Here is a 25249-nt window from a genome sequence, read left to right on the forward strand (position 1 = left end):
GACTTCGGCGCGCGGCATCCGAACCCATTCGGACGCGCAGACCGCGCGCACCTCGCGCATCAGACGAGCGAATCCCGCCAGGCCGCGTGCATCGCCGCGAAGTGCCCCGTGCCGGCGATGAGCTCGGCCGGCGCGCCGTCTTCGACGATGCGCCCGTGCTCCATCACGAGCACCCGGTCGGCGATCGCGACCGTCGACAGTCGGTGCGCGATGATGACCGCGGTGCGGTCGGCGAGCAGTCTCGTGAGCCCCTCCTGCACGAGCCGCTCGCTCGGGATGTCGAGCGAGGAGGTCGCCTCGTCGAGGATCAGCACCGCCGGGTTCGCGAGGAACGCCCGCGCGAACGAGATGAGCTGGCGCTGCCCGGCGCTCACCCGGCCGCCGCGCTTGTTCACGTCGGTGTCGTAGCCGTTCGGCAGCCCCTCGATGAACTCGTGCGCACCGACCGCCATGGCCGCGCGCACGATCTCGTCGAACGAGGCGTCGGGCTTGCCGAGCGCGATGTTGTCGGCCACCGAGCCCGAGAAGAGGTACGCCTCCTGCGTGACCATGACGATCGCGCGCCGCAGGTCTTTCGGGTGCAGCTCGGTGAGCGAGACGCCGTCGAGGGTGACCGTGCCGTCGCTCGGGTCGTAGAAGCGCGCGATGAGCTTGGCGAGCGTCGACTTGCCGGCGCCCGTCGAGCCGACGAGCGCGACGGTCTGCCCCGCCGGCACGTCGAGATCGAAACGGGGCAGGATGACGCGGTCCCTCGTGTACGCGAACTCGACGCCGTCGAAGCGCACGCGCCCCTCGGCGTTCCACAGGTCGACCGGTTTCACGGGGTCGGGCACGCTCGGCTCCTCTTCGAGCACGCCCGAGATCTTCTCGAGCGCCGACGAGGCCGACTGGTACCCGTTGTAGAACATCGCCATGTCCTCCATCGGGTCGAAGAACCGCTTCGTGTAGAGCACGCTCGCCAGCAGCACGCCGACGCCGAGCGCCCCATCGACCACCCGGAACCCGCCGACCACGAGGGTGACCGCCACCGCGGTGTTTCCGATGAGCGCGAGGCCGGGGTTGTAGACGGCGAAGAGCCCGAGCACCTTGGCGTTCACGCCGCGGTAGTCCTCGACGAGCCCGCCGAACTCGACCTCGTTGCGCCGCTGCTTGCGGAACGCCTGCACCGCGCGGATGCCCGTCATGGTCTCGACGAACTGCACGATGAGCCTGGCCGACGCCACCCGCGAACGCCGGAACAGCGATTGCGAGCGCACCTGGAACCAGCGCGTGAGGATGCCGAGGGGAACGAGCGCGACGAGCAGCACGAGCGCCGACGGCGCATCGACGATCACGAGCATGACGGCCGTGAACACCATGTACATGAGTCCGCGCACGAGCAGCGTCAGCCCCTCGTCCATGAGTTCGCGGATCGCGTCGAGGTCGCTCGTCTGCCGCGAGATGATGCGCCCCGAGGTGTACGACTCGTGGAACTCGAGCGAGAGCTTCTGCGTGTGCAGGAACACCCGGGTGCGCAGGTCGATGAGCACCGCCTGGCTGATGCGCGCCGACAGCCGGATGTACACCGAGATGAGGAACGCGCCGATGAGCCCGGTCACGAGGTAGGCGAGGCCGGCGAACGCGACCGGGAACCAGTCCTGCTTCACGAGGGCCGGGATGCCCTGGTCGATGCCGTAGGCGATGAGCGCGGGGCCCGCCACCTGAGCGGCCGACGAGACGACGATCGCCGCCGCCGTCAGCCACAGCTTGCCCTTCAGCGGGGCGAGCAGCGAGCCGAGCAGCCGCCGCGAACGGGCGCGGATCTGCGCCGACTCGGCCTTTGAGTAGTCCTGGCGTTCTTCGCCCTGCACACCGGTGACGCTCATGATGCCGCCTCCTCTCGGATCGTGGAGTCTCTGGTCTTGGTGTCTCTGGTCGTGGGGGCGCCGATGGCGTCGCCACCCGTGCTTCGGCGTTCGTCGTCTTCGAGGCTCGTGATGACGAAGCGGTAGTGCTCGCTCTCGCGAAGCAGCTCGGAGTGCGTGCCGACGGCGGTGACCCTGCCCTCCTCGAGCAGCGCCACCCGATCGGCCAGCATGACCGTCGAGGGCCGGTGCGCGACGATGAGCGCGGTGGTCGAGGCGAGTACTGAGCGCAGCTCGGCCTCGACCCTCGCCTCGGTCGCGACGTCGAGCGCCGAGAGCGGGTCGTCGAGCACGAGCACCGCGGGCTTTGCCGCGACGGCGCGCGCGAGCGCGAGCCGCTGCCGCTGGCCGCCCGAGAGGCTCATGCCCTCTTCGCCGACCTTCGTGTCGAGCCCGTCGGGCAGTTCGTAGGCGAAGCCGGCCTGGGCGATGCGCAGGGCCTCGCCGAGCACCCGATCGGCCTCGGCCCGCACCGCGGGGTCGTCACCCGCGAGCTCCGGGCGACCGAGCAGCACGTTGTCTCTGACCGAGGCGCTGAAGAGCGTGGCATCTTCGAACGCCATCGCGATGTGGGTGCGCAACTCGTCCCTGCTGAAGGCGCGCACGTCGACGCCGTCGAGCGTGACCGAACCGGCAGTCACGTCGTAGAGGCGCGTCGTGAGCGCGGTCATCGTGGTCTTGCCGCAGCCGGTGAGGCCGACGAGCGCCATCGTCTCGCCTGGCTCGAGCACGAGGTCGACGCCGTCGAGCAGGTCGCCGAACCGCGACGGCGAGTCCTGGTAGCGGAAGTGCACGTCGTTGAACGCGAGCTCGCCGCGCGGCCGCTCGAGCGAGCGCGGTTCGGCCGGGTCGACGATCGTGTTCTCGCTGTCGAGGATGTCGAAGAACCGGTCGGTCGCGGTGCGGGCGTCGAGGGCGAACGCGAGCATGAAGCCGATCGACTCGATCGGCCAGGCGAGCACGGTCGCGGTCGCGAAGAACGCGACGAGTTCGCCGACCGAGAGCTGGCCCTGGGCGGCGAGCCAGACGCCCACCACGAGGCAGAGCGACAGGGCGATCGCCGGCACGACCATGATCCACACCCAGATGTTGGCGTCGAGGCGCGCCTTCTCGATCTCGGTCGAACGCAGCGACTCGGCCTGCGCACGGAAGGTCGAGAGGGCGTGCTTGCCCCGGCCGAACGCCTTCAGCACGCGGATGCCGTGCACCGACTCCTCGACCGCGGTCGCGAGGTCGCCGGCCTGGTCTTGACTGAGCCGCGACATCTCCGAGTACCGGCCCTCGAAGCGCCATCCGGCCCACCACAGCGGCAGCGAGCAGACGAGGAAGATGAGCCCGAGGAACCAGTTCATCGACATCAGGATGCCCACGCCGACCACGATGATGACGACGTTGGCACCGGTCAGCACGAGTCCGAACGACAGCCAGCGCCGGATGAGGCCGAGATCGCTGACCGCGCGCGAGAGCAGCTGGCCGCTCGGCCAGCGGTCGTGGAAGCTGACCGGAAGGTCTTGCAGCTTCGCGTAGAGCGCGTTGCGCATGCGCGCCTCGACCCTCGTGCCCGGGCCGACGACGAGCCAGCGACGGATCGCGAAGAGGGTCGCCTCGATCGCACCGAGCACGAACACGAGCAGGGCGAGCGGGATGACCGCGTCGGCCTCCTGTTTCGCCAGGGGGCCGTCGACGATCTGCTGCAGCACTTGCGGGATCGTCAGTGCGATGAGCTGGGCGACGAGCGCGGCCGCCATGCTGCCGGCGAACGCGGGCATCGCAGGGCCGGCGTACCCGCGCAGTCGCCAGAGCGCGCGAACGGTGCTGAGCCGCGGCGGCTGCGACGCGGGTTCGGGCGCGTCGGGCGCGGTCGGCGTTTGCAGGGTTACGGACACAGCCGGTTCCAATCGGATGGGGGCGTCGAACACCCGGTCGCGGGCCGGTTCGACGAAACGGTGGTGAGAGTGGAGGTGACGCGGATCGCGAGAACGCGTGAAACCGCGAAGCAGGCGGAGCCTGTGAGCGAAGGCGAGTGAGCTGCCCGACGAGCAGCTGGCCCGGCGAGCAGCTACCCGGCGAGCCCGCTGGGGAGATGCGCCGGGCGGGCAGAGCCGGTCGCCGCGATCGTGCGGGCGTCGGTTTCTGTCTGCATGGTGTCCTCCTGCAAGTCGTCTGCGAACCTCGAGGCCGGCCAGAACTCAATCGGCGACCAGCCCTACAGAATATGGGTACTGGCGGGTAGCGCGCAACCCCCTCTGCAGCGCTAGGCTTTGCGAATTCGTCACCGCGTGAGCGACGACGGCGAGCCCTGCACTCGCCCTCTCCATCGGCCCTGCGCCGCCGCGCGAACGACCCGATCGACGAGGAGCACGCGTGGGAGCGGCACGGACAGCGTTCGCCCGTGCGAACGCCCGCGCCGGTGTGCTCGCGTCGATCGCCGCCGTCGTACTGCTGCTCGCCGGCCTGTCCACCGCGGTCGTCGACTCCCTCGCGGGCGCATCGGCGGGTGCCGTGCGCGACGGGCTCGCGGCCGCCCAGGGCACCGCGGGCGCGGCGCGCTGGCAGATCAGGGTCGCGCACGACCCGAAGGCCCAAGCGGATGCCGCGGCGTCGGTGCTCGATCGCATGGTCGCGCCGTACGGGGCGAACTGGAGCCGCAGCATCGAGACCGCGCCGGTCGAGGCGACGAGCGGCGACACGTCGTTCGGGGCGGTGCTGCTCGCCGATCCCGGTGCAGCCGAGCGCTCCGAACTCGTCGCCGGAGACTGGCCCGATGCGGCCGCTGCGATCGCGGCCGCGACGGCCGAATCCGCCGAGCCGGCGACCCTGCACGCGGCCGCCGCCGCGGCGCTCGGACTCGCACCCGGCGACCTCGTCGAACTCACCGGCACCGATCGGCGCCTGCTCGTCGTCGGAACGTGGCTGCCGATCGAGCCGGGCGGGCCCGCGTGGTTCGGCGAGGGTGTCGTGGCGACGGGTGCCACGGTCGACGGAGCGGGTCCGTTCCTCGTGGCCGAGTCGTCGACGCTCGACGTGCCGGCCGCGATCGTCGCCCGCTGGACGGCGGTCTCCGACCTCGAGGCCGCGACCCCCGAGTCGGCGAGGCTGCTGCGCTCGGAACTGCCCGACGTCGAGCCCGCCCTTCGCGCCCAGTCGTCGATCGGCACCGACGGGCTGAGCGCGCTCGGCGGCCTCGACGGCACGCTGACACGGCTGCTGGCGGGCCTCAGTGCGGTGCGGGCGATCGCGCCCCTGCCGCTGCTGCTGCTCGCGTTCACGGGATTCGCCGCCATCACCCGGCTCGCGGCCCTGCTCGGTGCCGCTCGGCGCGGCGAGACCGTGCTGCTGCGTGCCCGCGGCGCCTCGGCCGGCCGACTCGCGCGCGACACCGCGATCGAGGTCGCGGTGGTCGGGGTACCGGCCGCCATCATCGGTGCGGCCGGCGCCGAGGCGGTGCTCATGGCGATCCGCCCGGGCGACGGTCGCGACTGGGGCACCGCGGCGGTCGCGGCATCCGCCGTGTTCGTGGCGACCCTGCTCGTCGTCGCCGGCCGCGCCTGGCTCGACGCGCGGCGCCCGGTGGTGCGCGGCTCGGGCGACGAGGTCGGCCGCGTCGCGCGAGGACTCGGGGCCGCTGGCGGCGTGCTGCTCATCGTGCTCGCCGCGGTCTCGTTCTGGCAGTTCCGGTTGTACGGTTCCCCGCTCGTGACGAGCGCATCGGGCTCGCTCGAGGTCGACCCCGTCGCCGTGCTCGCCCCGATGCTCGCGCTCCTGGCCCTCGCGCTCGCGGCGCTCTGGCTGATCCCGCCGGTCGACGCCCTTCTCGAACGGCTCGCCGCCGCCAGGCCCGGCCTGGTGCCCGTGCTGCCGATGCGCCAGCTCTCGCGGCGCGCCTCGCTGTACGCCGCCGCCTCGCTCGTCACGACGCTCGCCGTCGCCGGCCTCACCCTGTCGGCCGCATTCTCGGGCGCGTGGCAGGGCATCGACCGCACGGCCGCGGCGCTCACCACCGGCGGCGAGGTACGGGTGGCGTACGCCGGTCGCGACGTCGTGCAGGGCCCCGACCCGCTCGCACTCGACGACCCCCTCGCCGGCGTCGAGGGGGTCACCGCACAGGCGCCCGTGGTCAACGGCGAGGTGCGCATCGGCTCGGAACGCGCCACGCTGGTGGCGGTGCCCGTCGGCGACGCCGGCCCGGCCTCCCCCGGCACCGGTGCCGCTCGAGCCGCCGCCCTGCTCGAGGACTCATCGGCCGCCGCGGGGCCCGCCGTGCCGGACGGCGCCGCCTCGCTCGACGTGGCCGCGGCGATCGAGGCGGCGCCGGGCACGGGCGGCGCCGTCGCCGTGAGCGCGTGGTTCCTCACCGAGGCCGGGGCCGCGACCGAGACGCCCCCGGCGACGCTCGACATCGCGTCGGGCGGCGGCGAGGTGCGGCTCGAGGTGCCGGTCGCGGCGGGGCTGCGGTTCATCGGCCTCGAAGCCGCACTCTCCGGCGCCGGCGGCGCCGACGTGCTCGTCTCGTTCGGCCCGATCTCGTTCGACGGCGAAACCGTCGCCGGACCGGGTTTCGAGGTCGAGCGAGACCACCTGCTCACGACGAGGTCGTCGACCGCCCGGGCCACGCTCGTCGACGGCGGCAGCGACCCCTTGCCCGTCGTGCTCGGTGCCGAGCTGGCCGAGCGCATCGCGGCAGAGCTCGGCGACCGATTCGTCTTCCGCGTGCTCACGGGCGGTGCCGAGGTCGACGCCGTCGTGGCAGGGGTGATCCCCGTCGTGCCCACCGCCGGCGCCGGCGGCGTGCTCGCCGACCTCGCCGCGTTCGAGCGGTACGCCTTCGATGCCGGCGCGGGCGTGCCGGCGTTCGGGGAGCGGTGGATCGCGGCAGCCGACCCCGACCGGCTGGCTGCCGATCTCGGCCGCGAGCAGGGGTCAGCGGTCATCGCCGAAGCGAGATCGGCCTCGTCGTCGGCTCCGTTCATCTCGCCTGCGATCGCGTCCCTGTGGATCGGCGCCGCCGGGGCCCTGGTCTTCGCCCTCATCTCGGTCGTCGCCCTCGTCGCCGCGCTCGGCGGCAGCCGTCTCGGCGAGATCGTCGTGCTGCGCGCCCTCGGCGTCACCGCTCGCACGCAATCGCGGGCCCGCCTCGCCGAGCTCTCGGTGACCCTCGGCACCGCCGTCGTGGCCGGTGCGCTCGTCGGGTTCGCGACGGCGCTCGTCACGGCCCGTGAACTCGCACGCGCCGCCGTCGCAGGGGTGCCCGCCGTGGTGCCCGTCGAGTTCGGCGTCGACCTCGTGCCGTGGCTCGTCGGCATCGCCGCGTTCCTCGTGCTCGCGGCCGCCATCGCGGCGGGCGCCGCGGCATCCGTTCGGCGCACCGCCTCGCGCCCCGGCCTCAGGCAGGAGGACGCATGACCGGCGTGCACCGTTCGCGACTGAGCGCCGCGGGGCTGCTGCGACGACAGTTCTTCGCGGGACCGCTGGCCTCCGTGCTGCTCGCGCTGCTCGTGCTCGCCGGCGCGCTGCTCGCCACGGGCGTGCCGCGGGCCGTCTCGGCGATGCACACGGCGGCGCTCGAGCAGTCGCTCGAACAGATCCCCGCCCGTGAGATCGACCTGGTCGCCTCGAGCCGCAACCTGCCCGAGCTCGGCGCCTCCCCCGGCGAGACGACGCTGTCGCCCGAGGTCGACGCGGTCTGGGGCCGGCAGGAGCAGCGCCTGCTCGATGTCCGTGCCGACATGCCGGCGTTGCTGCAGCGGGTCACGGGCGACCCCCTCACCGCCCTCGTCGCCGGGCCGACCCGGGCGGGCGTCATCGGCGCGGCGGCCGGCTCGAACGTGTACCAGCTCTTCACGGCGTTCGACCCGAGGGTGCGCGAGCACGTCGCACTCACCGGGGGCGAATGGCCCGCGACCCTGACCGGCCCCGTGCCGAGCGACACGCCCCTCGAGATCGTGCTCGCCGACACCGTCGCCGACGAGATGGAGTGGGCGCTCGACGACATCCGCTCCATCGCGCTCGGCACAGTGCCCCAAGACGTGCGGCTCGTCGGCACCTTCGCCGCGATCGACCCCGACGACGGGTTCTGGACGCATCTGCCGCAAGTGGCCCTCGAACCGGCGGTCGTGTACAACGCCGCCGGCGACCTCGAGATCACGGGGCTCGGCTTCGCCGACCCCGTGTCGTGGGCCGCGCTCGAGGACTCCGAGCTGCCGACCGCCATGGACCTGTGGTTCCCGGTCATCCCCGATCGCATCACGGGAGCGGATTCGGCCGAGCTCGTCACCCAGCTCGACGAGTTCTCGAGCCTCGCGTTCGAACTCGGCGACGGCGGCTGGGAGCACTGGTACGCGACGATCGGCTTCGTCTCGTTCTCGAGCGGCCTCGGCGCCGCCCTCGACGAGGCCGCGGTCGCGGCGAGCGCGAGCGACGCGGTGCTCGCCACGACCGCGTCGGGCCCGATCGGGGTCATGGTGGCCGTGCTCGTGCTCGGCGCCCGGGTCGTGTTCGAGCGACGCCGCACGGGGCTCGAGCTCGCGGCGGCCCGCGGTGCCTCACCCGGGCAGCTCCGCGGCATCCTCGCCATCGAGGGCCTCGCCATCGGCGTACCGGCGGCCGTCGTCGGCGGCGTGCTCGGCATGCTCACCGTGAGCGCCGACGCGGGCCCGGGCGGGTGGGCGATCGCCGCGCTCTTCGCCTTCACCCCGGCGGCGCTGCTCATCGCCGCCGCGCCGGCCCTCAGCCCGCTGCGCCGGGCCCGCACCGACCTCGGCCGGCCGACCACCGGCCGCCTCCGCTGGATCGGCGAAGTGCTCGTCGCCGTGCTCGCCGTCACCGCCGTCGTGCTGCTCTACCGACGCGGCCTCGCCACCTCGACGGCGACGACCGGGGTCGACCCCCTGCTCGCGGCCGTGCCGCTGCTGCTCTCGCTGCTCGCGTGCCTCGTCGTGCTGCGCGTCTATCCGATCCCTCTCGCCGCGCTCGTGCGCCGCACCTCGCGCGGGGCGGGGCTCGTGCCGTTCCTCGGTTCGGCGCGGGCGCTGCGCGACCCCTCGGCCGGACTCGTGCCGGTGCTCGCCGTCGTCGTGGGCGTCTCGGTCGCCGTGTTCTCGTCGGTGCTGCTCGGCACGGTGCAGACCGGCGTCGAGCGGGCGGCCGACGCGCAGGTCGGCGCCGACGCCGCCGTGGGCGGCACGCCCTTCACCCTCGCGCAGCTCGACGAGTTCGCGGCCGTGCCGGGCGTGGCCGCGACCGCTCCCGTGTACTCGGCCAAGCCCACGAAGATCACCGCCGACGGCCGCACGCACACCGCGACCCTCATCGTCGTCGACACCGACGAGATGCGGCAGGTGCAGCAGGGCCGCGACGAGGTGACCCCGCTGCCGACGACACTCGCCCCGAACGGCGGCGATGCGGCCGATGACGACAACGCGGCCGACGACAGCGACGCGGCCGGCGCACCCGTGCCCGTGCTGCTCTCGAAACCGGTCGCCGATTTCGTCGCGGGCACCGAGTCGGCCGAGCTCGACGGCGAGCCCTTCGACGCGGTCGGCGTCGTCGACGGCCGCACGGCCTTCTCGCCGCGCGCGAACTGGGTGCTCATGGACGTCGCCGACGCGAAGCCGTTCACCGCGACCCTCGTGCCCCGCTCCGTGCTCGTGCGCTTCGAGCCCGGTGCCGACGCCGACGAGGTCACCGCGGCCCTCGCCGAGATCGCCGGGTCCGACGCGACCGTCGTCACGCCCGAGGGCCTGCTCGACGAGTTGCGCGCGTGGCCCACCACGCAGGGCCTCGTGATCTCGCTCATCGTCGCGATCGTGCTCGCGAGCCTGCTCACGGCGCTCGCGATCGTGCTGACCCTCGTCGTCGGGCGTCCGGCCCGCGACCGCCTGCTGCCGTTGCTGTCGACGCTCGGCCTCGGCCGCCGCGGCGAACGCACGCTCGTCGTCTGGGAGATCGGCCCGGTCGCCCTCATCGCGCTCGCCGCCGGCGCCGTGCTCGGCGCCGCGCTGCCGTTCGTCGTGCTCGCCGGCATCGACCTGCGGGCATTCACCGGCGGCGACGCCCAGCCTGCCGTCGCGTTCGACCCCTGGCTCATCACCGCGGTGCTCGCGGGCAGCGTGATCGTGACGATCGTCGCGGCCGCCGCGGCATCCCGAGTCGACAGCAATGGCGTCGCCGCTCGCGCGATGCGCAAGGAAGAGGAAGGATGACCCCGTGACCCTCACCGACACGACGACGCCGGCGCAACCGGCCGACGCGACGCCCCCCACGTCGCAGCCGCACATCCTGTGCACCGATCTCGTGCGCATCTTCAGTGCCGACGGCGTCGAGGTGCAGGCGCTGCAGGGGCTCAACCTGCGGGTCGACCCCGGCGAGATGGTCGCGGTCGTCGGCGCCTCGGGCTCGGGCAAGTCGACGCTCCTGACGATCCTCTCGGGGCTCGACACCGCCACTGCCGGTGTCGCCCGTGTCGCGGGGCACGACCTGCTCTCGATGGGCGGCCGCGAGCGCGTCGCCTACCAGCGGCACACGGTCGGTTTCGTCTGGCAGCAGACCTCGCGGAACCTGCTGCCGTACCTGACCTCGGCCGAGAACGTGGCCCTCGCGATGAACGTCGCGGGCACCCTGCGCGGCGCCGCGCGTGCGACGCGGGTCGACGAACTGCTCGAACTGCTCGAGGTCGGCGAGATGCGCGACCGCCGCCCGGGCGAGCTCTCGGGTGGGCAGCAGCAGCGGGTCGCGATCGCGGTGGCGCTCGCGAACTCGCCGCAGGTGCTGCTCGCCGACGAGCCGACCGGCGAACTCGACGAGCAGACCTCGGCGGCGGTGCTCGAGGCGATGCGCGGGGTCAACGACGAGCTCGGCGTCACGACCCTCATCGTCACGCACGACCCGACCGTCTCCGACCACGTGCGTCGCACCGTGCAGATCCGCGACGGCCGCACCTCGACCGAGGTGCTGCGCTCGACCCGGCTCGACGAGCACGGCGAAGAGCAGCACGTCGCCGAGGAGTTCGCGGTGCTCGACCGGGTCGGCCGCCTGCAGTTGCCGCACGACTTCATGCAGAGCCTCGAGCTGCGCGATCGCGTGCGGCTCGCGCTCGAGGCCGATCACGTCGGCGTCTGGCCGGGCGACGGCGAGCGAGCGGATGCCGCGGCGCCCGCGAAACCAGATCGGCCGGTGTCGCCCGGGGGTTCCGACGAGCCCGTGACCGGCAAGCCGGGTTCCGACGAGCCGGGTTCCGACGAGCCGGGTTCCGACGAGCCGCTGACCCGGCGTGCGCGGCGTGCAGAAGAGCGAGCGGCGGCCGCCGCCCCGCCGGCGCGTTCGGGCGGCGACCGCGAGGCGGAGGAGGAGCGATGAGCACGCTGCGCGCCGAATCGATCAGCCGAGTCTTCGAGTCGAAGGCCGGCGCCGTGCACGCCGTCGCCGACGTCTCGCTCGAGGTGCGCCCCGGCGAGCTGCTCGTCGTGACGGGCCCATCGGGCGCCGGCAAGACGACCCTGCTGAACCTGCTCGGCGGTCTCGACCGGCCGACCTCGGGGCGGGTGTTCCTCGGCGACGACGAGCTCTCGGCGCTCGGCGACGACGCGCTCGCCGCGGTGCGGCGCGATCGCCTCGGCTACGTCTTCCAGTCGTTCGGGCTGATCCCCGTGCTCTCGGCGGCCGAGAACGTCGAGGTGCCGCTGCGCCTCCAACGCATGGACCCCGCCGAACGCGACGCCCGCGTCGCCGAGTCGCTCGAGCTCGTCGGGCTCGCCGGCCACGCCGCACAGCGCCCGTACGAGCTCTCGGGCGGCCAGCAGCAGCGAGTCGGCATCGCGAGGGCGCTCGCCGCGCGCCCGCAACTGCTGCTCGCCGACGAGCCGACCGGACAGCTCGACAGCGGCACCGCCGCGACCGTCATGAACCTCATCGGCGAGCTCGTGCACGCCCGCGGCGTCGCCGCCGTCGTCACGACCCACGATCCGGCGCTCGTGGGCCGGGCCGACCGCGTGCTCGAACTGCACGACGGCCGGTCGGTCTCGATCGGCGCACCGGCATCGCGCAGCACGGCCGCAGAGCTCAGCGCACCCGCACCGACAGGCACGTGACGCAGCCCTCGAGCTTCTCGAACTCGCCGATGTCGACCGTGACGACCCGGTAGCCGAGGCTCGCGAGCATCGCCGCCGTCTGCGGCGCCGACGACGACATGAGCAGCGACTCGCGCGACAGCTCGACCACCGCGACGCCCTCGGGTTCGAAGACCGGCAGGAACCGGGGGAAGAGCGTCGTGACGTCGAGCAGCGCCGGGTCGCCGATGATCGTGCCGTCGGGCAGCGCCGTGGCGGCGCTCTTCAGGTGCAGCGCCTTCGTGATCGGCACCGCGACCACGGTGTACCGGTGCGGCGTGAGCAGGGTGCGCAGTTGCCGGATGCCCTCGGCGTTCGTGCGCGCCGACGCCCCGACGTAGACCGTCGAGCCGACCTTCAGCACGTCGCCGCCGTCGAGGGTGCCCGGCAGCTCGATGCGGGCCACCGTGATGCCGGGCACGGCACGCACCGCGCGCTCGACCGCCTCGACCTCGGGCCGGCGCGATTCGGCGCCCGGGCTCGCGAGCACGGCGAGGTCGCCGAACATCACGACCGTGTCCTCGACGAAGACGGAGTCGGCCAACTCGGGCGCCGCGTCGACCTCGATCGTCTCCCAGCCCTCGGCCACGAGGGCGGCGCAGTAGTTGTCCCACTGCCGGTCGGCGAGCGCCTGATCGACCGGTCGCCGGTCGCGGTGGGTCAATTCGGCCTCGTCGAGGTTCGATGCCGGGATGCGCACGAGCGCGATGCGCCGGTCGATCGCCTCCGGCGCGTAGGCGAGGATGCCGCGCAGCACCACGGGCGCGAGCAGCATCTCGCCGACGATCACCGAGAGGATGAAGATCAGGTTGAGGCTCACGAGCGAGCCGACCACGAAGAGCAGGATCGGGCCCGACATCGCAGTGCCGATGGCGCTGGCCGTGACCGTCGTCGCGATGAGGGCGGCGAGGCATCCCGATGTGAAGCCCGTGATGAGCGTCAGGAACCACGCCCGCGTCGCGCCCACCCCGTTCGCGACCGCGAGCAGCACCCACGCGACGAACGCGGCGAGCGCGAAGTGACCGAACACCTGGCCGAGCACCTGCGGCGACTGCCCGCTGCCGATGAAGAACGCGAGCAGCGCCACGAGCATCGCGGCGAGGGCGACGGCCGCCGCTGAGGCGAGCACCGCCGCCACCCGCCGCCCCGGAGTGATCGCCGGAGTGAACCGGGCCGGGGCGGTCGGGGGCATGGCGGGGGTCGTCATGACGACGAGCCTACTGGCCGCACCGAGCGCGTTGCGGCGTGCGACCGCCGCGCGCTCAGTTCGCGGCGTCGAGCCGGGCGCGGGCGAGTCGCTCCGCCGCTTCGAGGGTCGTCGTGCCCTCGGCACGGGCGCTGCGCAGCACGGATGCCACGGTGTCGCCGATGCCCTCGATGCGCGCGTCCAGCGCGGCCTGGTCGGCCCCGGGCTCGCTCGCGACATCGAGGTAGATGACCCCGCCCGCGTTGACCACGAAGTCGGGCGCCCAGACGATGCCGCGCTCGAGCAGCAGCTCGGCGACGTCGCGCGAGGCGAGCTGGTTGTTCGCGGCGCCCACGACGGCGGCGACGCGCAGCTCGCGCACCACCTCGGGCGTGAGCACGCCGCCGAGTCCGCAGGGCACGAAGACGTCGGCCTCGACGAGGTGCGCCTCGGCCGGCTCGACCCACGCCGCGCCGAGCTCGTCGGCGAGGGCGCGCTTGGCCCCCGCGACATCCGTCACCGTCAGGCGGGCGCCGGCGGCCGCGAGGCTCCGCGCGAGGCGACCGCCCACCTGCCCGAGGCCGGCGATCACGAAGTGCCGGCCCGCCGGGTCGTTCGAACCGAAGATCTCGCCGAGCGTCGCGAGGATCGAGGCGTGCACCCCCGCGGCCGTCGCATCGGCCGGCTCGCCGACGCCGCCCTGCTCGGGCGGAAGGCCGCACACGTGCTCGGTGCGCTCGTGCACGACGGCCATGAGCTCGGCGCTCGTGCCGACGTCTTCGGCGGTCATGTACGCGCCGCCGAGCGACTCGATCGCGTCGCCGAGGTCGAGCATGGCGTCGTGGGTCGTCGCGGCGTCGAGGGTCGTGCCGGCCGGAATCGCGATGACCGACTTGCCGCCGCCGCGCGCGAGACCCGCTGCGGCGTTCTTCATGGTCATCGCCTGCGAGAGGCGCAGGGCGTCGGCGAGGGCGTCGGTCCAGTGGCCGTAGTGCCAGAGTCGGGCACCGCCGAGGGCCTGCCCGAGCCTCGTCGAGTGCACGGCCACGATGATCGTGAGCCCGGAGCGGACGCCGCGGGTGATGAGCACCCGCTCGTGGTCGGGCGCCTCCGTCGGCAGTGCGGCGTTCACGCCGTTCGCGGCGGCGGCCGGGGTCGACGCAACGGGGGTCGCCGTGGCATGGGTGATCGTCATCGATCGTTCTCCTTGAATCATCCGCTTCGTAGGCGGAACCTGACCCGGCGCCTCATGAGCACGGGTTCACCTCAAGGGTACCGCCGCGCTCATGCGCTCGCTCGCATGCCGCGGCATCCGACACGCAGCTCGCACGCAGCCCCGCTGTTCGGCCGCGCCGACTTCACCGCACCGCACCGACCGCACGCATTCTCATCACCGAACCGCACTCCTCGTCACCGCACGTCACTCATGTTGTAGGACTCTTGGCGCTTTGTAGGACGTCTCCAGCCGCAGGTGTCCTACAGAGGCTCACATGTCCTACAAAGCCGCGGGCTGCGCGGCGGGGGTGGAGCAGAGAGAGAAGTGGAGCAGAGAGAGAAGAGGACGCGGAGGGAGAGCGCTCAGTGGAAGAAGTGGCGCTCGCCCGTGAAGTACATCGTGACGCCGGCCTCGCGAGCCGCCGCGATCACCTCTTCGTCGCGCACCGACCCGCCGGGCTGCACGACCGCGCGCACGCCGCCGTCGAGCAGGATCTGCAGGCCGTCGGCGAAGGGGAAGAACGCGTCGGATGCCGCGACCGACCCCGCCGCCCGCTCCCCCGCACGCTCGACCGCGAGCTTGCACGAGTCGACGCGGTTGACCTGGCCCATGCCGACGCCGACCGAAGCGCCGCCCGAGGCGAGCAGGATCGCGTTGGACTTCACCGCGCGGCACGCCGTCCACGCGAACTCGAGGTCGGCGAGAGTCGCCTCGTCGGCGGGCTCGCCCGCGGCGAGGGTCCACTCCGACGCTGGTGCGAAGTGCCGGTCGGCCTGCTGCAGGAGCATGCCGCCCGAGACCTGGCGCAGCTCGACCGCCGTCGGCGTGAAGCCCTCGGGCAGCGTCAGCAGGCGGATGTTCTTCTTCTGCGAGAGCAGCTCGAGCGCCTCGCCCTCGAAGGCCGGCGCGATGAGCACCTCGGTGAAGATGCCCGACACCGTCTCGGCCATCGCGAGGGTGACGGTGCGGTTGGCGGCGATGACGCCGCCGTAGGCCGACACCGGGTCGCACTCGTGCGCCCGGCGGTGCGCATCGGCGATGGGGTCGGATGCCCCGGCCGACGCCACGGCGATGCCGCACGGGTTCGCGTGCTTGATGATCGCCACGGCGGGCTCGTCGAAGTCGAACGCCGCGCGCACCGCCGAGTCGGCGTCGACGTAGTTGTTGTACGACATCTCTTTGCCGTGCAGCTGCACGGCCTGCGCGATGCCGGGCCGCCCGCCCTGCGAGGCGTAGAGCGCGCCCTTCTGGTGCGAGTTCTCGCCGTAGCGGAGGTCGGCGTCCTTCGTCCAGGTGCCGCCGACCCACGCCGGGAACGGCGACTCCTCGGCGGGCTGGTCGGGGGCGACGACGCTGCCGAGCCACGAGGCGACGGCGACGTCGTACGACGCCGTGTGGCGGAACGCCTCGCGCGCGAGCTCGGTGCGCTGGGCGAGGGTCGTGCCCCCGGCGGCGACCGCGACGGCGATCTCGTCGTAACGGCCGGGCGAGACGACCACGGCGACGTTCGCGTGGTTCTTCGCCGCCGCGCGCACCATGGCCGGCCCGCCGATGTCGATCTGCTCGATGACGGCGTCGGGGGCGGCGCCCGCGGCGACGGTCTCGGCGAACGGATAGAGGTTCACGACCACGAGCTCGTAGGGCTCGATGCCGAGGCCCGCGAGCTCGGCCTCGTGGCTCTCGAGACGGAGGTCGGCGAGCAGCCCCGAGTGCACGGCGGGGTGCAGCGTTCGCACTCGGCCATCGAGGTGCTCGGGGTAGCCGGTGACCCCGGCGACCTGCGTGACGGGCAGGCCCGCGTCGGCGATGGCCGTGCCGGTGCCGCCCGTCGAGACGATCTCGACGCCGGCGCCGACGAGCGCCGTGGCGAGCTCGACCAGGCCGCGCTTGTCGCTCACGGCGATGAGCGCTCGGCGCACCGGCACGAGGTCGCGTTCGCGGTAGAGGCTGGGGTCGATGGCGGGGCCGCTCATGATCGTGCGAGTTCCTTCAGGTCGAGGTGCGAGTTGGCGATGTCGAGCACGGCCTGGATGAGCAGGCGCCGTTCGACGGGCTTGATGCGGTCGTGGAGGCTCGACTCGGTATCGCCCGGCAGCACCGGGATGCGCTCCTGCGCGATGATCGGCCCGCCGTCGACCGAGTTGTCGACGACGATGAGGCTCGCGCCGGTCTGCGTGACGCCCGCGGCGAGCGCGTCGCGCACCCCGTGCGCGCCGGGGAACTCGGGCAGGTAGGCCGGGTGGGTGTTGATGAGGTGCGGTGAGAAGGCGTCGACGACGGCGGGCGGCACGAGCCGCATGAGGCCCGAGAGCACGACGACGTCGGGCTCCCACCGCGCCACCTCTTCGATGAGGGCGTCGCCCCAGGCGTCGCGGTCGGGATACGCCGTGAAGGGCACGGAGAACGTCGGCACGCCGTACTCCTCGCCGAGCACGAGCCCCTCGGCGTCGCGGTCGGCGCCGATCGCGACGACCCGCGCGGGGAACTCCGCGTCGGCGGCGGCGTCGAGCAGGGCGCGAAGGTTCGATCCGGTGCCCGAGATGAGGACGACGAGCTTCAGCACTCTTCGAGCCTACCGGCTGCGCACCGGCGGGCTGCGCGGATGCGCACCGCACGGGCCGCCCGCTGCTCAGCTACCGACGGCCGAGCACTTCGGTCGCGTTCGCGTCGGAAAGGTGCGGCCCGTCGTCGTCGAACGAGCGCCGAGTGGATGCCGCGTCGCCGTCGCCCGATCGCACGCGCACGCGAACCGCGACCGCACCGGCGAGCGCGCCGATGCCGACCGTGAGTGCGGCGACCCCTGCGACGGCCCACGGGTCGGGTCCGACCTCTGCGAGCCGCCCCGGCCCGGCCGCTCCGCCCGACCACCAGGCGAGCAGCCCGAGCACGAGCGCCGCGGCGGCGGCCGACCCCGCCCCCGTCGCGAACGGAAACCACCAGGCCGCGCGCACGTCGGCACGCCGCGCCGACCCGGCCTGCGGCGACGCGGCCTGCGCCGACGCCGCCCACGCCGAGACCACGAGCCACGCCCCGACGAACCCGAAGAGCACGGGCACGACGAGCCAGAGCGCTCCGAACGGCTGGGGCTCGCTCGGCAGTGCCCCGAGCAGCGGCAGGCCGGGCACGGGGCCGAGCAGCGTGCCGGCGGGAGAGACCGCCGAACCAGCGCCGATGGCGAAGCCGGGGCCGAGCAGCCAGGCGGCGCCCCACACGACGAGGTTGGGAACGAGAGAGAGCTCGGCCACGGTCAGCGCGATGCCGCCGTCGACGCCGCTGCCGAGCGATTGGTAGAGGCCCGCGATCGTCGCGTAGTCGACGGCGATGAGGCCCGCCACGAGCACCGCGGAGACCCCGAGCACGCCGAACGCGGCGCCCGCACCGATGCGCACGACGGCGCGCGCGGTCTCGACGAGCACCACGGGCAGCTCGGCCACCCGTCGGCGTACGAAGCCGCCCGCGGCATCCGTCACCGGATCGTCGCGCAGCGACTCGACGACCGCGCCGATCACGACACCGAGGGCCATCGTGAACGCGGGCAGCAGCGCCGCCTGCCAGGGCGAGGAGCGCGCTCCGTCGCCGCCCGCGGCGAGCGCGAGCACGAAGCCCACGATCGCGTAGACGACGACGGCCGAGATGCCGCCCGTGAACGAGTGCCCCTCGGCGGCCGAGCGGCGGCCGATGCGACGCCCGAACGCGACCGAGATGAGGGCGAAGCCGAGCAGCGCGATCGTGATCGAGAACGCATCGCCCGCCCCCGGCAGGCCGGTGCGGGCCGCCGTGACGGGGTCGAGCTGCAGCACGAGATCGACGCCGTGGCCGAGCAGCCACGCATCGGCCGCCGCCCGCAGGAAGAACGTCGCATCGACGGCGAGCCCGAAGTGCACCGCCCACAGCAGCATGAGCGGCACGAGCGCGATGCCGAGGCCGATGAGGGCGGCGACGGATGCCTCGAGGCCGGCGAGCAGGGCGATCGTCGTGCGTCTCATTCCAACGGGAGCCTACCCCGCCGGGCGCCGCTCAGTCGGCACGACGTGCGGAGTCGGCGGCGACGGACACGACATCGTCGCTCGCATCGCCACCGGGCGCCGCCGCGTCGTCGTCAGCGGCCGCGTCGTCCTCCGTCGAAGCATCGGCATCGGCATCGACCTCGGCATCGACCTCGCCCTCGCCCTCGGGCCGCCTGAGCAGTTCGACGACGAGCAGCGCCAGCAGCGCGAGCAGCACGGTGCCGATCACGAAGCCGGCCGAGACCGGCCGCGAGAAGAGCACGACGAGCGAGGCGACGACGGCGATCGCGACGTAGACGACCACTCGCCAGCGATCGAGGCCGATACCGAACCGCCCCGTCGTCACGCCGTGCGATGCCGCGGTGCGGCGCACGGCCGCGAACCCCGTCTCGGCGAAGCCGCGCAGTGCCCGGGCGGGCCGCCACGGCCCCGAGAACCAGGCGACGACGGCGACGAGCACGCCGAGCACGAGCAGCGCGACGATCGTCGACATCATGATCTCGATGAGGCCCGAGTAGATCGCCTCGGCCGCGGCTCCCGGCATGATCGACGGGCTCACCGCGCCGACGAAGTACCAGCGGCCGATGCCGATGCCGCTCGCGAGCACGGCCATCGACAGCGCGAAGCCGCCGGCCGTCCACACGAGGGCCTTCGCCCGATTGCGGGCGACGGCGACGCCGGCCACGAGCAGTGCGAGCGCGATCCACGGCAGCCAGGTGCCCACTCCGACGGCGAGGGCGTAGATCGTGCGGATGAGCGCGAACGCGTCGTCTTGCGCGATGACCACGCTCTTGTCGATGTCGGGGATCGCCTGGGCGAACCCGACGCCCTGATCGACGAGCCGTTGCTTCACCGAGTCGACGATCGGCCCGAGCTGCACCGAGATCGTGCCGTCGCTGCCCACCGCGAGCGCGGCATCGGGGTCGCCCTGCATGGCGGCCACGAACTGGGTGTGCGTGATGGTCAGCGCGTTCGCCCAGATGTCGGCGAACGCGGGCGAGGCGACCAGGCGGTCGACGACGTCGGAGACGAGCGACTGGATGCCCTGCGTCGCCGGCCCTTCGAGCAGTCCCAGCGCCGTTTCGGCCTTCGGCGGCAGTCCGAGCGAGCGGATTCCGTCGAACACGTCGGAGGTCAGCCCCGGAATGTCGACCTGCTCCTCGATCGCTGCCGTGACCTCGTCGCCGATGAAGGCCTGCACGTCGGGGTCTTCGGCGATCGGCGCGAAGGTCGCGACGAAGCGGTTGGTGTCGGCGAGCTCGAGCCGGGCCCACGCGGTGATCACGGCGACCGGAGCGAGCAGCAGACCGACGACGATGAGCACGACGGCCGTCAGGGTGCGGCCCCAGCGCCGCTTGGGTCGTTGCGAGTCGGTGGATGCCGCGGCATCCACCCCGCTCGTCGACTCGGCCTGCTCGAGGCCGGCGCGAAGCGCTGCGTTCTCTGCCTCGAGCGTCGCGATGCGCGCCTCGAGGTCCGTGTCACCGATCTTGGCCATCAGGCACCCCTGACCACGACCCTAGCGCTCGTCGTCGGCGCGCACATCGCTCGCGTGCAGATGAACGCAACTTCCGGGACGTTCAGTGGATGACGGCCTTCGCCACGATCAGTGCGATGCCGAAGCCCGCGGTGACGAGCGCGCCCAGCACCTGCACCCACCACGGCGCACCCCGCCGGTGGAACGCGATGAACCCGAGCACGGCGAGCACGACGACCCCGGCCCAGAGCGCCGCCCAGATGGCGACGTTGTCGGGGATCGCGCGCGTCGCACCGAGCAGCAGGATGATCAATGGGATCGTCGCGGACAGCAGGAGCCCCCGGGAGCGCAGCAGCGCGATCCCGAACGACTCCTTCAACCCCACGACCCGGTCGTGGTCGAGGCCGTGATGGGCGACCGTTCCGGCGTACACGTGCGCGGCCCAGAAGACGACCACGGTGATCGCGACGCTCCAGAACACGCGCCACGAGCTCTCGCCGTGCCCGCCCGAGGCGACGATCATGCCCGAGACGAGCAGCACCCCGTAGACCGACTCCTCGGTCACGAAGGTGGCGCGAACGATGCGATGCGCCGGGCTCATCCCCTGCGCCGGCGGCGACTGCTCACTCATGCCTCAACCTTGGCACGAGACCCCCCGTTCTGGAGGGTGAGGATTGCTCAATTTGGCTTCCGAGCGCGACGCCGCCGGGTGTAGTCTGCGCCTGAAAAGCGTAGGACTCCACTTCGGGTCTTGATGCTGCCGGTCGTCGATTACCCGAGACGGCCGGACTGACGACAGGCACTCTCGCGCTTCGAGCGCCCCAGCACACCGCCGCCCATCACCCGCCCCCGAAGGGATGCGTTCGGCTCATTCGAACCGGACCTGGCAGTCGCGCTGGAGGATGGGAAGCATCATGTCCACGAATAAGCTGCGGCGCGTGCTCGCCGCAGGAGCGGCGAGCTGTCTCGCCGTGGCAATGATCATGGTCGCCGGGCCGGCGCTCGCCGCCGACGGCCCGTTCACGATCGACGGCACCGTGCCGGACACCCCCGGCCCCGTCGAGATCAGCGATCCGTTCGGCAACGTGAAGGAACTGGGGCCGCTCAACTCGAACACCACGAAGATCGGCGTCATCCACGCCGACGCCGTGCCGACGCTCGGCGACACCAACCCGAACGCGCAGGTCGACCTGCGCCGCGCCTGGCTGGACACCGAACGCGAGGGCACCAAGGACTGGCTGTACTTCGCCTGGGAGCGTGACAAGAACACCGGCAGCGGCTTCATCGCCTACGAGTTCATGAAGAACAAGGCTCCCGCTGCCTGCGCCTACGAGACCGCGACCCCGGAACAACTCGTCGCCAACTGCAACCCCTGGGCGAACCGCACCGCGGGCGACTTCATGATCCTCTGGGATCAGCAGGGCGGAAGTCTCGACCTGTTCCTCCGAACCTGGACCGGTACGGCGCCGAACCTGACGCTGGGCGCGGCGGTCCCGCTGAACACCGCGGTGTCGCAGGCGGCATACAGCCAGGACGGGTTCCGTGGTGAAGCGGCCGTGAACCTCACGGACACCGTCTTCGGCGGGGTCACCACGTGCCTCTCGTTCGCCAACACCATTCCGAGTACGGTGACCGGCAACTCCGACACCGCCGACTACAAGGACACGATCCTCGCGACGACACCGCCGATCAGCAACTGCACGACGACCACGGTGACGACGCCGAAGACGGGCGCCGGCGGTGACATCCCTGCGGGCGGCCTGTCGATCGGCAGCGGCGTGGTGTCGGTGAAGGACTCCGCCGTCGTGAGCTTGACGGGCGGCACCGCGACCCCGGCGGGCTCGGTGGCGTTCAGCCTCTGCAAGGTCGACGCACCCGGGCTGTGCGACACCGGCGGCACGAGCGTCGGGTCGACGAACCTCACCGATGCGGCATACCCGGCGACCGTCTCGTCGCCGACCGCGTACGTGACGTCTGCCGGACGGTACTGCTGGCGCGCGGAGTTCAGCGGCGACGCTGCCAACGGCATCCCCGGGTCCAGCGACTCGAGGGCGTCGGAGTGCTTCACCGTCAACCCGGTGACCGCGACTCTGGCGACGACCGCCGGCGCGGACGTCTTCCTCGGCAACGCGGTGACGGATTCGGCAGCGCTCGGCGGGACGGCCACACAGCCGGCCGACCCGGTGATCAACCTGACCGGCACTGCGGGCGCAGCAGCAGGGGGCACGATCACCTTCAAGCTGTACGGGCCGGATGACTGCACCACGCTCGCGTACACATCGGCCACTGTGGCGGTCAGCGGAAACGGCACCTACAACTCGCCCGACCCGCAGTTCGCGCCCGCCGCTCCCGGCGAGTACCACTGGGTCGCCGTGTACAGCGGGAACCCGCCGAACACGAGCGGCATCACCCACAACTCCGGGTGCACCGACGATGACGAGGATGTGGTGGTCAAGACCGTGCCCTCGACGCTGTCGAGCGCGCAGAACTGGGTGCCGAACGACTCTGTGACCGTGACGGCCCCGGCCGGCAGCGGCGCCCTGGCGGGCAACGTCGACTTCGAGCTGTTCGCCAACGCGACGTGCACCGGGGCGGCGATCTTCACGCAGATGAACGTGTCCGTGTCGGGAAACTCCCCGCAGACGGTGTCGACCTCCAACATCACGCCTCAACTGGCGGATGGATCGTTCTCGTGGCGAGTCAACTACGACAGCACCAACGTGGCACAACGGGACATCGCCCCGACGTGCCACGAGACGTCGGCACTGACCGTCGCGAACGGAGGTGACGTCAGCAGCGACGACTGAGCGGCGGAGGCGTCCACGCCATCGCCGTCTGACACCGAGGGCCCCGTCGGCATCGCCGACGGGGCCCTCGCTCTGGTGTCGGGCCTATGCGCCCAGTGCCGCGTAGACCTCGCGCAGCAGCTGCGCCGTCTCGCTCGGCGTCTTGCCGACCTTGACGCCGGCGGCCTCGAGGGCCTCTTTCTTCGCCTGCGCGGTGCCCGCCGAGCCTGAGACGATGGCGCCGGCGTGGCCCATGGTCTTGCCCTCGGGAGCCGTGAAGCCCGCGACGTAGCCGACGACCGGCTTGGTCACGTTCGCCTTGATGAAGTCGGCCGCACGCTCTTCGGCGTCGCCGCCGATCTCGCCGATCATCACGATCGCCTTGGTCTCGGGGTCGGCCTCGAACGCGGCGAGCGCGTCGATGTGCGTCGTGCCGATGATGGGGTCGCCGCCGATGCCGATCGCCGTCGAGAAGCCGAGGTCGCGCAGCTCGTACATCATCTGGTACGTGAGCGTTCCCGACTTCGAGACGAGGCCGATCGGGCCCTTGCCCGTGATGTTCGCCGGCGTGATGCCCACGAGCGCCTCACCGGGGCTGATGATGCCGGGGCAGTTCGGGCCGATGATGCGCGTCGCGTCGCCCTTCTGCTTCGCGTAGGCCCAGAACTCCGCGGAGTCCTGCACGGGCACGCCCTCGGTGATGATCACGAGCAGCGGGATCGCGGCGTCGATGGCCTCGACCACCGCGTCCTTCGTGAAGGCCGGCGGAACGAAGGCGATGGAGACATCCGCCCCCGTCTCTGCCATCGCCTCGGCGACCGAGGCGTACACCGGAAGCTCGACCGGGTTGCCCGCCGCGTCGTTGTGCAGCACGGTGGTGCCGGCCTTGCGCGCGTTCACGCCGCCGACCACCTGGGTGCCCGCCGCGAGCATGCGCGCCGTGTGCTTGGAGCCCTCGCCGCCGGTGATGCCCTGGACGATGACCTTGGAGTCCTTGTTGAGGAAGATCGTCATTTCTTGTGCGCCCCTTACGCGTTCGCCAGCTCGGCGGCCTTGTCGGCGCCCTGGTCCATGTTCTCGGCGAGGGTGACGAGCGGGTGCGCCGCCTCCTCGAGGATGCGACGGCCCTCGACGACGTTGTTGCCGTCGAGACGCACGACGAGCGGCTTGTTCGCGGCCGAGCCGAGCTCGGCGAGCGCGCCCACGATGCCCTTGGCGACCTGGTCGCATGCCGTGATGCCGCCGAAGACGTTCACGAACACGCTCTTGACCTGCGGGTCGCCGAGGATGATGCCGAGGCCGTTGGCCATGACCTCGGCCGAGGCGCCGCCGCCGATGTCGAGGAAGTTGGCGGGCTTGACGCCGCCGTGGTTCTCGCCGGCGTAGGCGACGACGTCGAGCGTCGACATGACGAGGCCCGCGCCGTTGCCGATGATGCCGACCTCGCCGTCGAGCTTGACGTAGTTGAGATCGAGCGCCTTCGCAGCGGCCTCGAGCGGGTCGGCAGCAGCCTTGTCTTCGAGGAGCGCGTGGTTCGCGTGACGGAACTCGGCGTTCTCGTCGAGCGTGACCTTGCCGTCGAGGGCGATGACGTTGCCGTCTTCGTCGAGGATCAGCGGGTTGACCTCGACGAGCGTCGCGTCTTCGCCCTTGTAGACCTCGTAGAGCTTCACGAACACGTCGGCGACCTTGTCGACGAGCTCGGCCGGGAAGTTCGCGGCGACCGCGATCTCGCGGGCCTTCGCCGCGTCGATGCCGGTGATCGGGTCGACCTCGATGCGCGCGAGCGCCTCGGGCTTCTCGACGGCGAGCTGCTCGATCTCCATGCCGCCCTCGACGCTCGTGAGCGAGAGGTACGAGCGGTTGGCCCGGTCGAGCAGCACCGAGAAGTAGAACTCCTGCGCGATGCGTGCGCCGCCGGCGACCATGACGCGCTTGACGACGTGGCCCTTGATGTCGAGGCCGAGGATCGCCTTCGCGGCCTCGTACGCCTCGTCGGGGTTCTTCGCGACCTTGACGCCGCCGGCCTTTCCGCGGCCGCCCGTCTTCACCTGGGCCTTGACGACCACGACGCCGCCGAGCTTCTCGGCGGCCGCGCGCACCTCATCGGCGGTGTCGGCGACGATGCCGGGGAGCACAGGGACCCCGTACTGCTCGAACAGGTCTCTGGCCTGGTACTCGTAAAGATCCACGCTCTACTTCCAATCGATCCGCACGCGCGACAGCGCACAGGGGCTGGTGGGTTGCGGCCCATGCGCCGAAGAATCTCGACATCAAGACAAATGGGGCCACCTTCCATGCTACTCCCCCGGTTCCGAGCGACCGAACCGATCGGGCGAGGGGATGCCGCGGCGCACGTCCGAGTGCGAGACTGGCGCCATGACGACCCACGACGAACCGATCCACCGCGCAGACCCGCACGACGGTGCGGTGCACGCGAAACTCAACTGGCTCCGCGCCGGGGTGCTCGGCGCCAACGACGGCATCGTCTCGGTCGCCGCCCTCGTCGTCGGCGTCGCGGCGGCAGCGGGCAACGACGTCGGTGCGATCCTCATCGCGGGGGTCGCCTC

At 72.2% G+C, this 25249-nt stretch carries 17 protein-coding genes; 6 read left to right on the forward strand and 11 right to left on the reverse strand.

All coding sequences use genetic code 11. The features are described 5' to 3' along the window. Nucleotides 1-59: 59 nt before the first annotated feature. Together ACWGST_RS14545 and ACWGST_RS14550 are read right to left on the reverse strand one after the other, a co-directional pair. Nucleotides 60-1865 (reverse strand): ABC transporter ATP-binding protein, encoded by a 1806-nt coding sequence (locus ACWGST_RS14545; protein ID WP_452047378.1) that lies wholly within the window; start codon nucleotides 1863-1865, stop codon nucleotides 60-62. Further along, a complete protein-coding gene (locus tag ACWGST_RS14550; RefSeq protein WP_452047393.1) occupies nucleotides 1862-3673 on the reverse strand; it encodes an ABC transporter ATP-binding protein in 1812 nt (603 codons plus the stop codon). The genes ACWGST_RS14545 and ACWGST_RS14550 overlap by 4 nt, the downstream gene beginning before the upstream one ends. A gap of 595 nt (nucleotides 3674-4268) precedes the next feature. On the opposite strand from ACWGST_RS14550, the gene ACWGST_RS14555 reads away from it, so the two are divergent. From ACWGST_RS14555 to ACWGST_RS14570, 4 genes are read left to right on the forward strand one after another with little or no spacing between them, the layout of a single operon-like run. After that, the gene (locus ACWGST_RS14555) at nucleotides 4269-7307 is read left to right on the forward strand and encodes a hypothetical protein (protein ID WP_452047379.1); all 3039 of its coding nucleotides are present in this window, start codon (nucleotides 4269-4271) and stop codon (nucleotides 7305-7307) included. Continuing rightward, on the forward strand, nucleotides 7304-10105 hold the full coding sequence (locus ACWGST_RS14560) for an FtsX-like permease family protein (RefSeq protein WP_452047380.1): 2802 nt from the start codon (nucleotides 7304-7306) through the stop codon (nucleotides 10103-10105). The genes ACWGST_RS14555 and ACWGST_RS14560 overlap by 4 nt, the downstream gene beginning before the upstream one ends. After that, nucleotides 10062-11258 carry an ABC transporter ATP-binding protein gene (locus ACWGST_RS14565; protein ID WP_452047381.1) on the forward strand — a complete coding sequence of 399 codons (1197 nt, stop codon included), beginning with the start codon at nucleotides 10062-10064 and terminating at the stop codon, nucleotides 11256-11258. Before ACWGST_RS14560 ends, ACWGST_RS14565 begins: the two co-directional genes overlap by 44 nt. Further along, entirely contained in the window at nucleotides 11255-11989 is a 735-nt protein-coding gene (locus ACWGST_RS14570) for an ABC transporter ATP-binding protein (RefSeq protein WP_452047382.1), read from the forward strand. Before ACWGST_RS14565 ends, ACWGST_RS14570 begins: the two co-directional genes overlap by 4 nt. Here ACWGST_RS14570 and ddaH read toward each other — a convergent pair. The 7 genes from ddaH to ACWGST_RS14605 form a co-directional block, all read right to left on the reverse strand. Further along, on the reverse strand, nucleotides 11961-13214 hold the full coding sequence (ddaH, locus tag ACWGST_RS14575; RefSeq protein ID WP_452047383.1) for a dimethylargininase: 1254 nt from the start codon (nucleotides 13212-13214) through the stop codon (nucleotides 11961-11963). The two genes, ACWGST_RS14570 and ddaH, sit on opposite strands and share 29 nt — an antisense overlap. 55 nt (nucleotides 13215-13269) lie before the next feature. Then, the gene (locus tag ACWGST_RS14580) at nucleotides 13270-14325 is read right to left on the reverse strand and encodes a Glu/Leu/Phe/Val dehydrogenase dimerization domain-containing protein (RefSeq protein WP_452047394.1); all 1056 of its coding nucleotides are present in this window, start codon (nucleotides 14323-14325) and stop codon (nucleotides 13270-13272) included. Nucleotides 14326-14771: 446 nt separating this feature from the next. Then, on the reverse strand, nucleotides 14772-16382 hold the full coding sequence (gene purH, locus ACWGST_RS14585) for a bifunctional phosphoribosylaminoimidazolecarboxamide formyltransferase/IMP cyclohydrolase (RefSeq protein WP_452047384.1): 1611 nt from the start codon (nucleotides 16380-16382) through the stop codon (nucleotides 14772-14774). Beyond that, complete coding sequence (gene purN / locus ACWGST_RS14590; protein ID WP_452047385.1) at nucleotides 16379-16972, reverse strand: phosphoribosylglycinamide formyltransferase; 594 nt, start codon at nucleotides 16970-16972, stop codon at nucleotides 16379-16381. The genes purH and purN overlap by 4 nt, the downstream gene beginning before the upstream one ends. Before the next feature lie 70 nt (nucleotides 16973-17042). Continuing rightward, nucleotides 17043-18395 carry a cell division protein PerM gene (locus tag ACWGST_RS14595; protein ID WP_452047386.1) on the reverse strand — a complete coding sequence of 451 codons (1353 nt, stop codon included), beginning with the start codon at nucleotides 18393-18395 and terminating at the stop codon, nucleotides 17043-17045. Between the two features lie 31 nt (nucleotides 18396-18426). Next, nucleotides 18427-19914, reverse strand: coding sequence for a hypothetical protein (locus ACWGST_RS14600; RefSeq protein WP_452047387.1), 1488 nt, complete (start codon nucleotides 19912-19914; stop codon nucleotides 18427-18429). Between the two features lie 82 nt (nucleotides 19915-19996). Continuing rightward, entirely contained in the window at nucleotides 19997-20524 is a 528-nt protein-coding gene (locus tag ACWGST_RS14605; protein WP_452047388.1) for a hypothetical protein, read from the reverse strand. Between the two features lie 283 nt (nucleotides 20525-20807). Here ACWGST_RS14605 and ACWGST_RS14610 point away from each other — a divergent pair, with 283 nt between their 5' ends. Continuing rightward, nucleotides 20808-22700, forward strand: coding sequence for a hemagglutinin (locus ACWGST_RS14610; RefSeq protein WP_452047389.1), 1893 nt, complete (start codon nucleotides 20808-20810; stop codon nucleotides 22698-22700). An 84-nt stretch (nucleotides 22701-22784) separates the two neighbouring features. On the opposite strand, the gene sucD is transcribed toward ACWGST_RS14610, so the two are convergent. Then, nucleotides 22785-23693, reverse strand: coding sequence for a succinate--CoA ligase subunit alpha (gene sucD / locus ACWGST_RS14615; RefSeq protein WP_452047390.1), 909 nt, complete (start codon nucleotides 23691-23693; stop codon nucleotides 22785-22787). Between the two features lie 14 nt (nucleotides 23694-23707). Next, entirely contained in the window at nucleotides 23708-24871 is a 1164-nt protein-coding gene (sucC, locus tag ACWGST_RS14620) for an ADP-forming succinate--CoA ligase subunit beta (protein WP_452047391.1), read from the reverse strand. A gap of 187 nt (nucleotides 24872-25058) precedes the next feature. Here sucC and ACWGST_RS14625 point away from each other — a divergent pair. Then, the coding region (locus ACWGST_RS14625; protein ID WP_452047392.1) for a VIT1/CCC1 transporter family protein at nucleotides 25059-25249 on the forward strand (191 nt) is incomplete at its 3' end.

The sequence above is a fragment of the Agromyces sp. NPDC055520 genome (assembly GCF_053619715.1).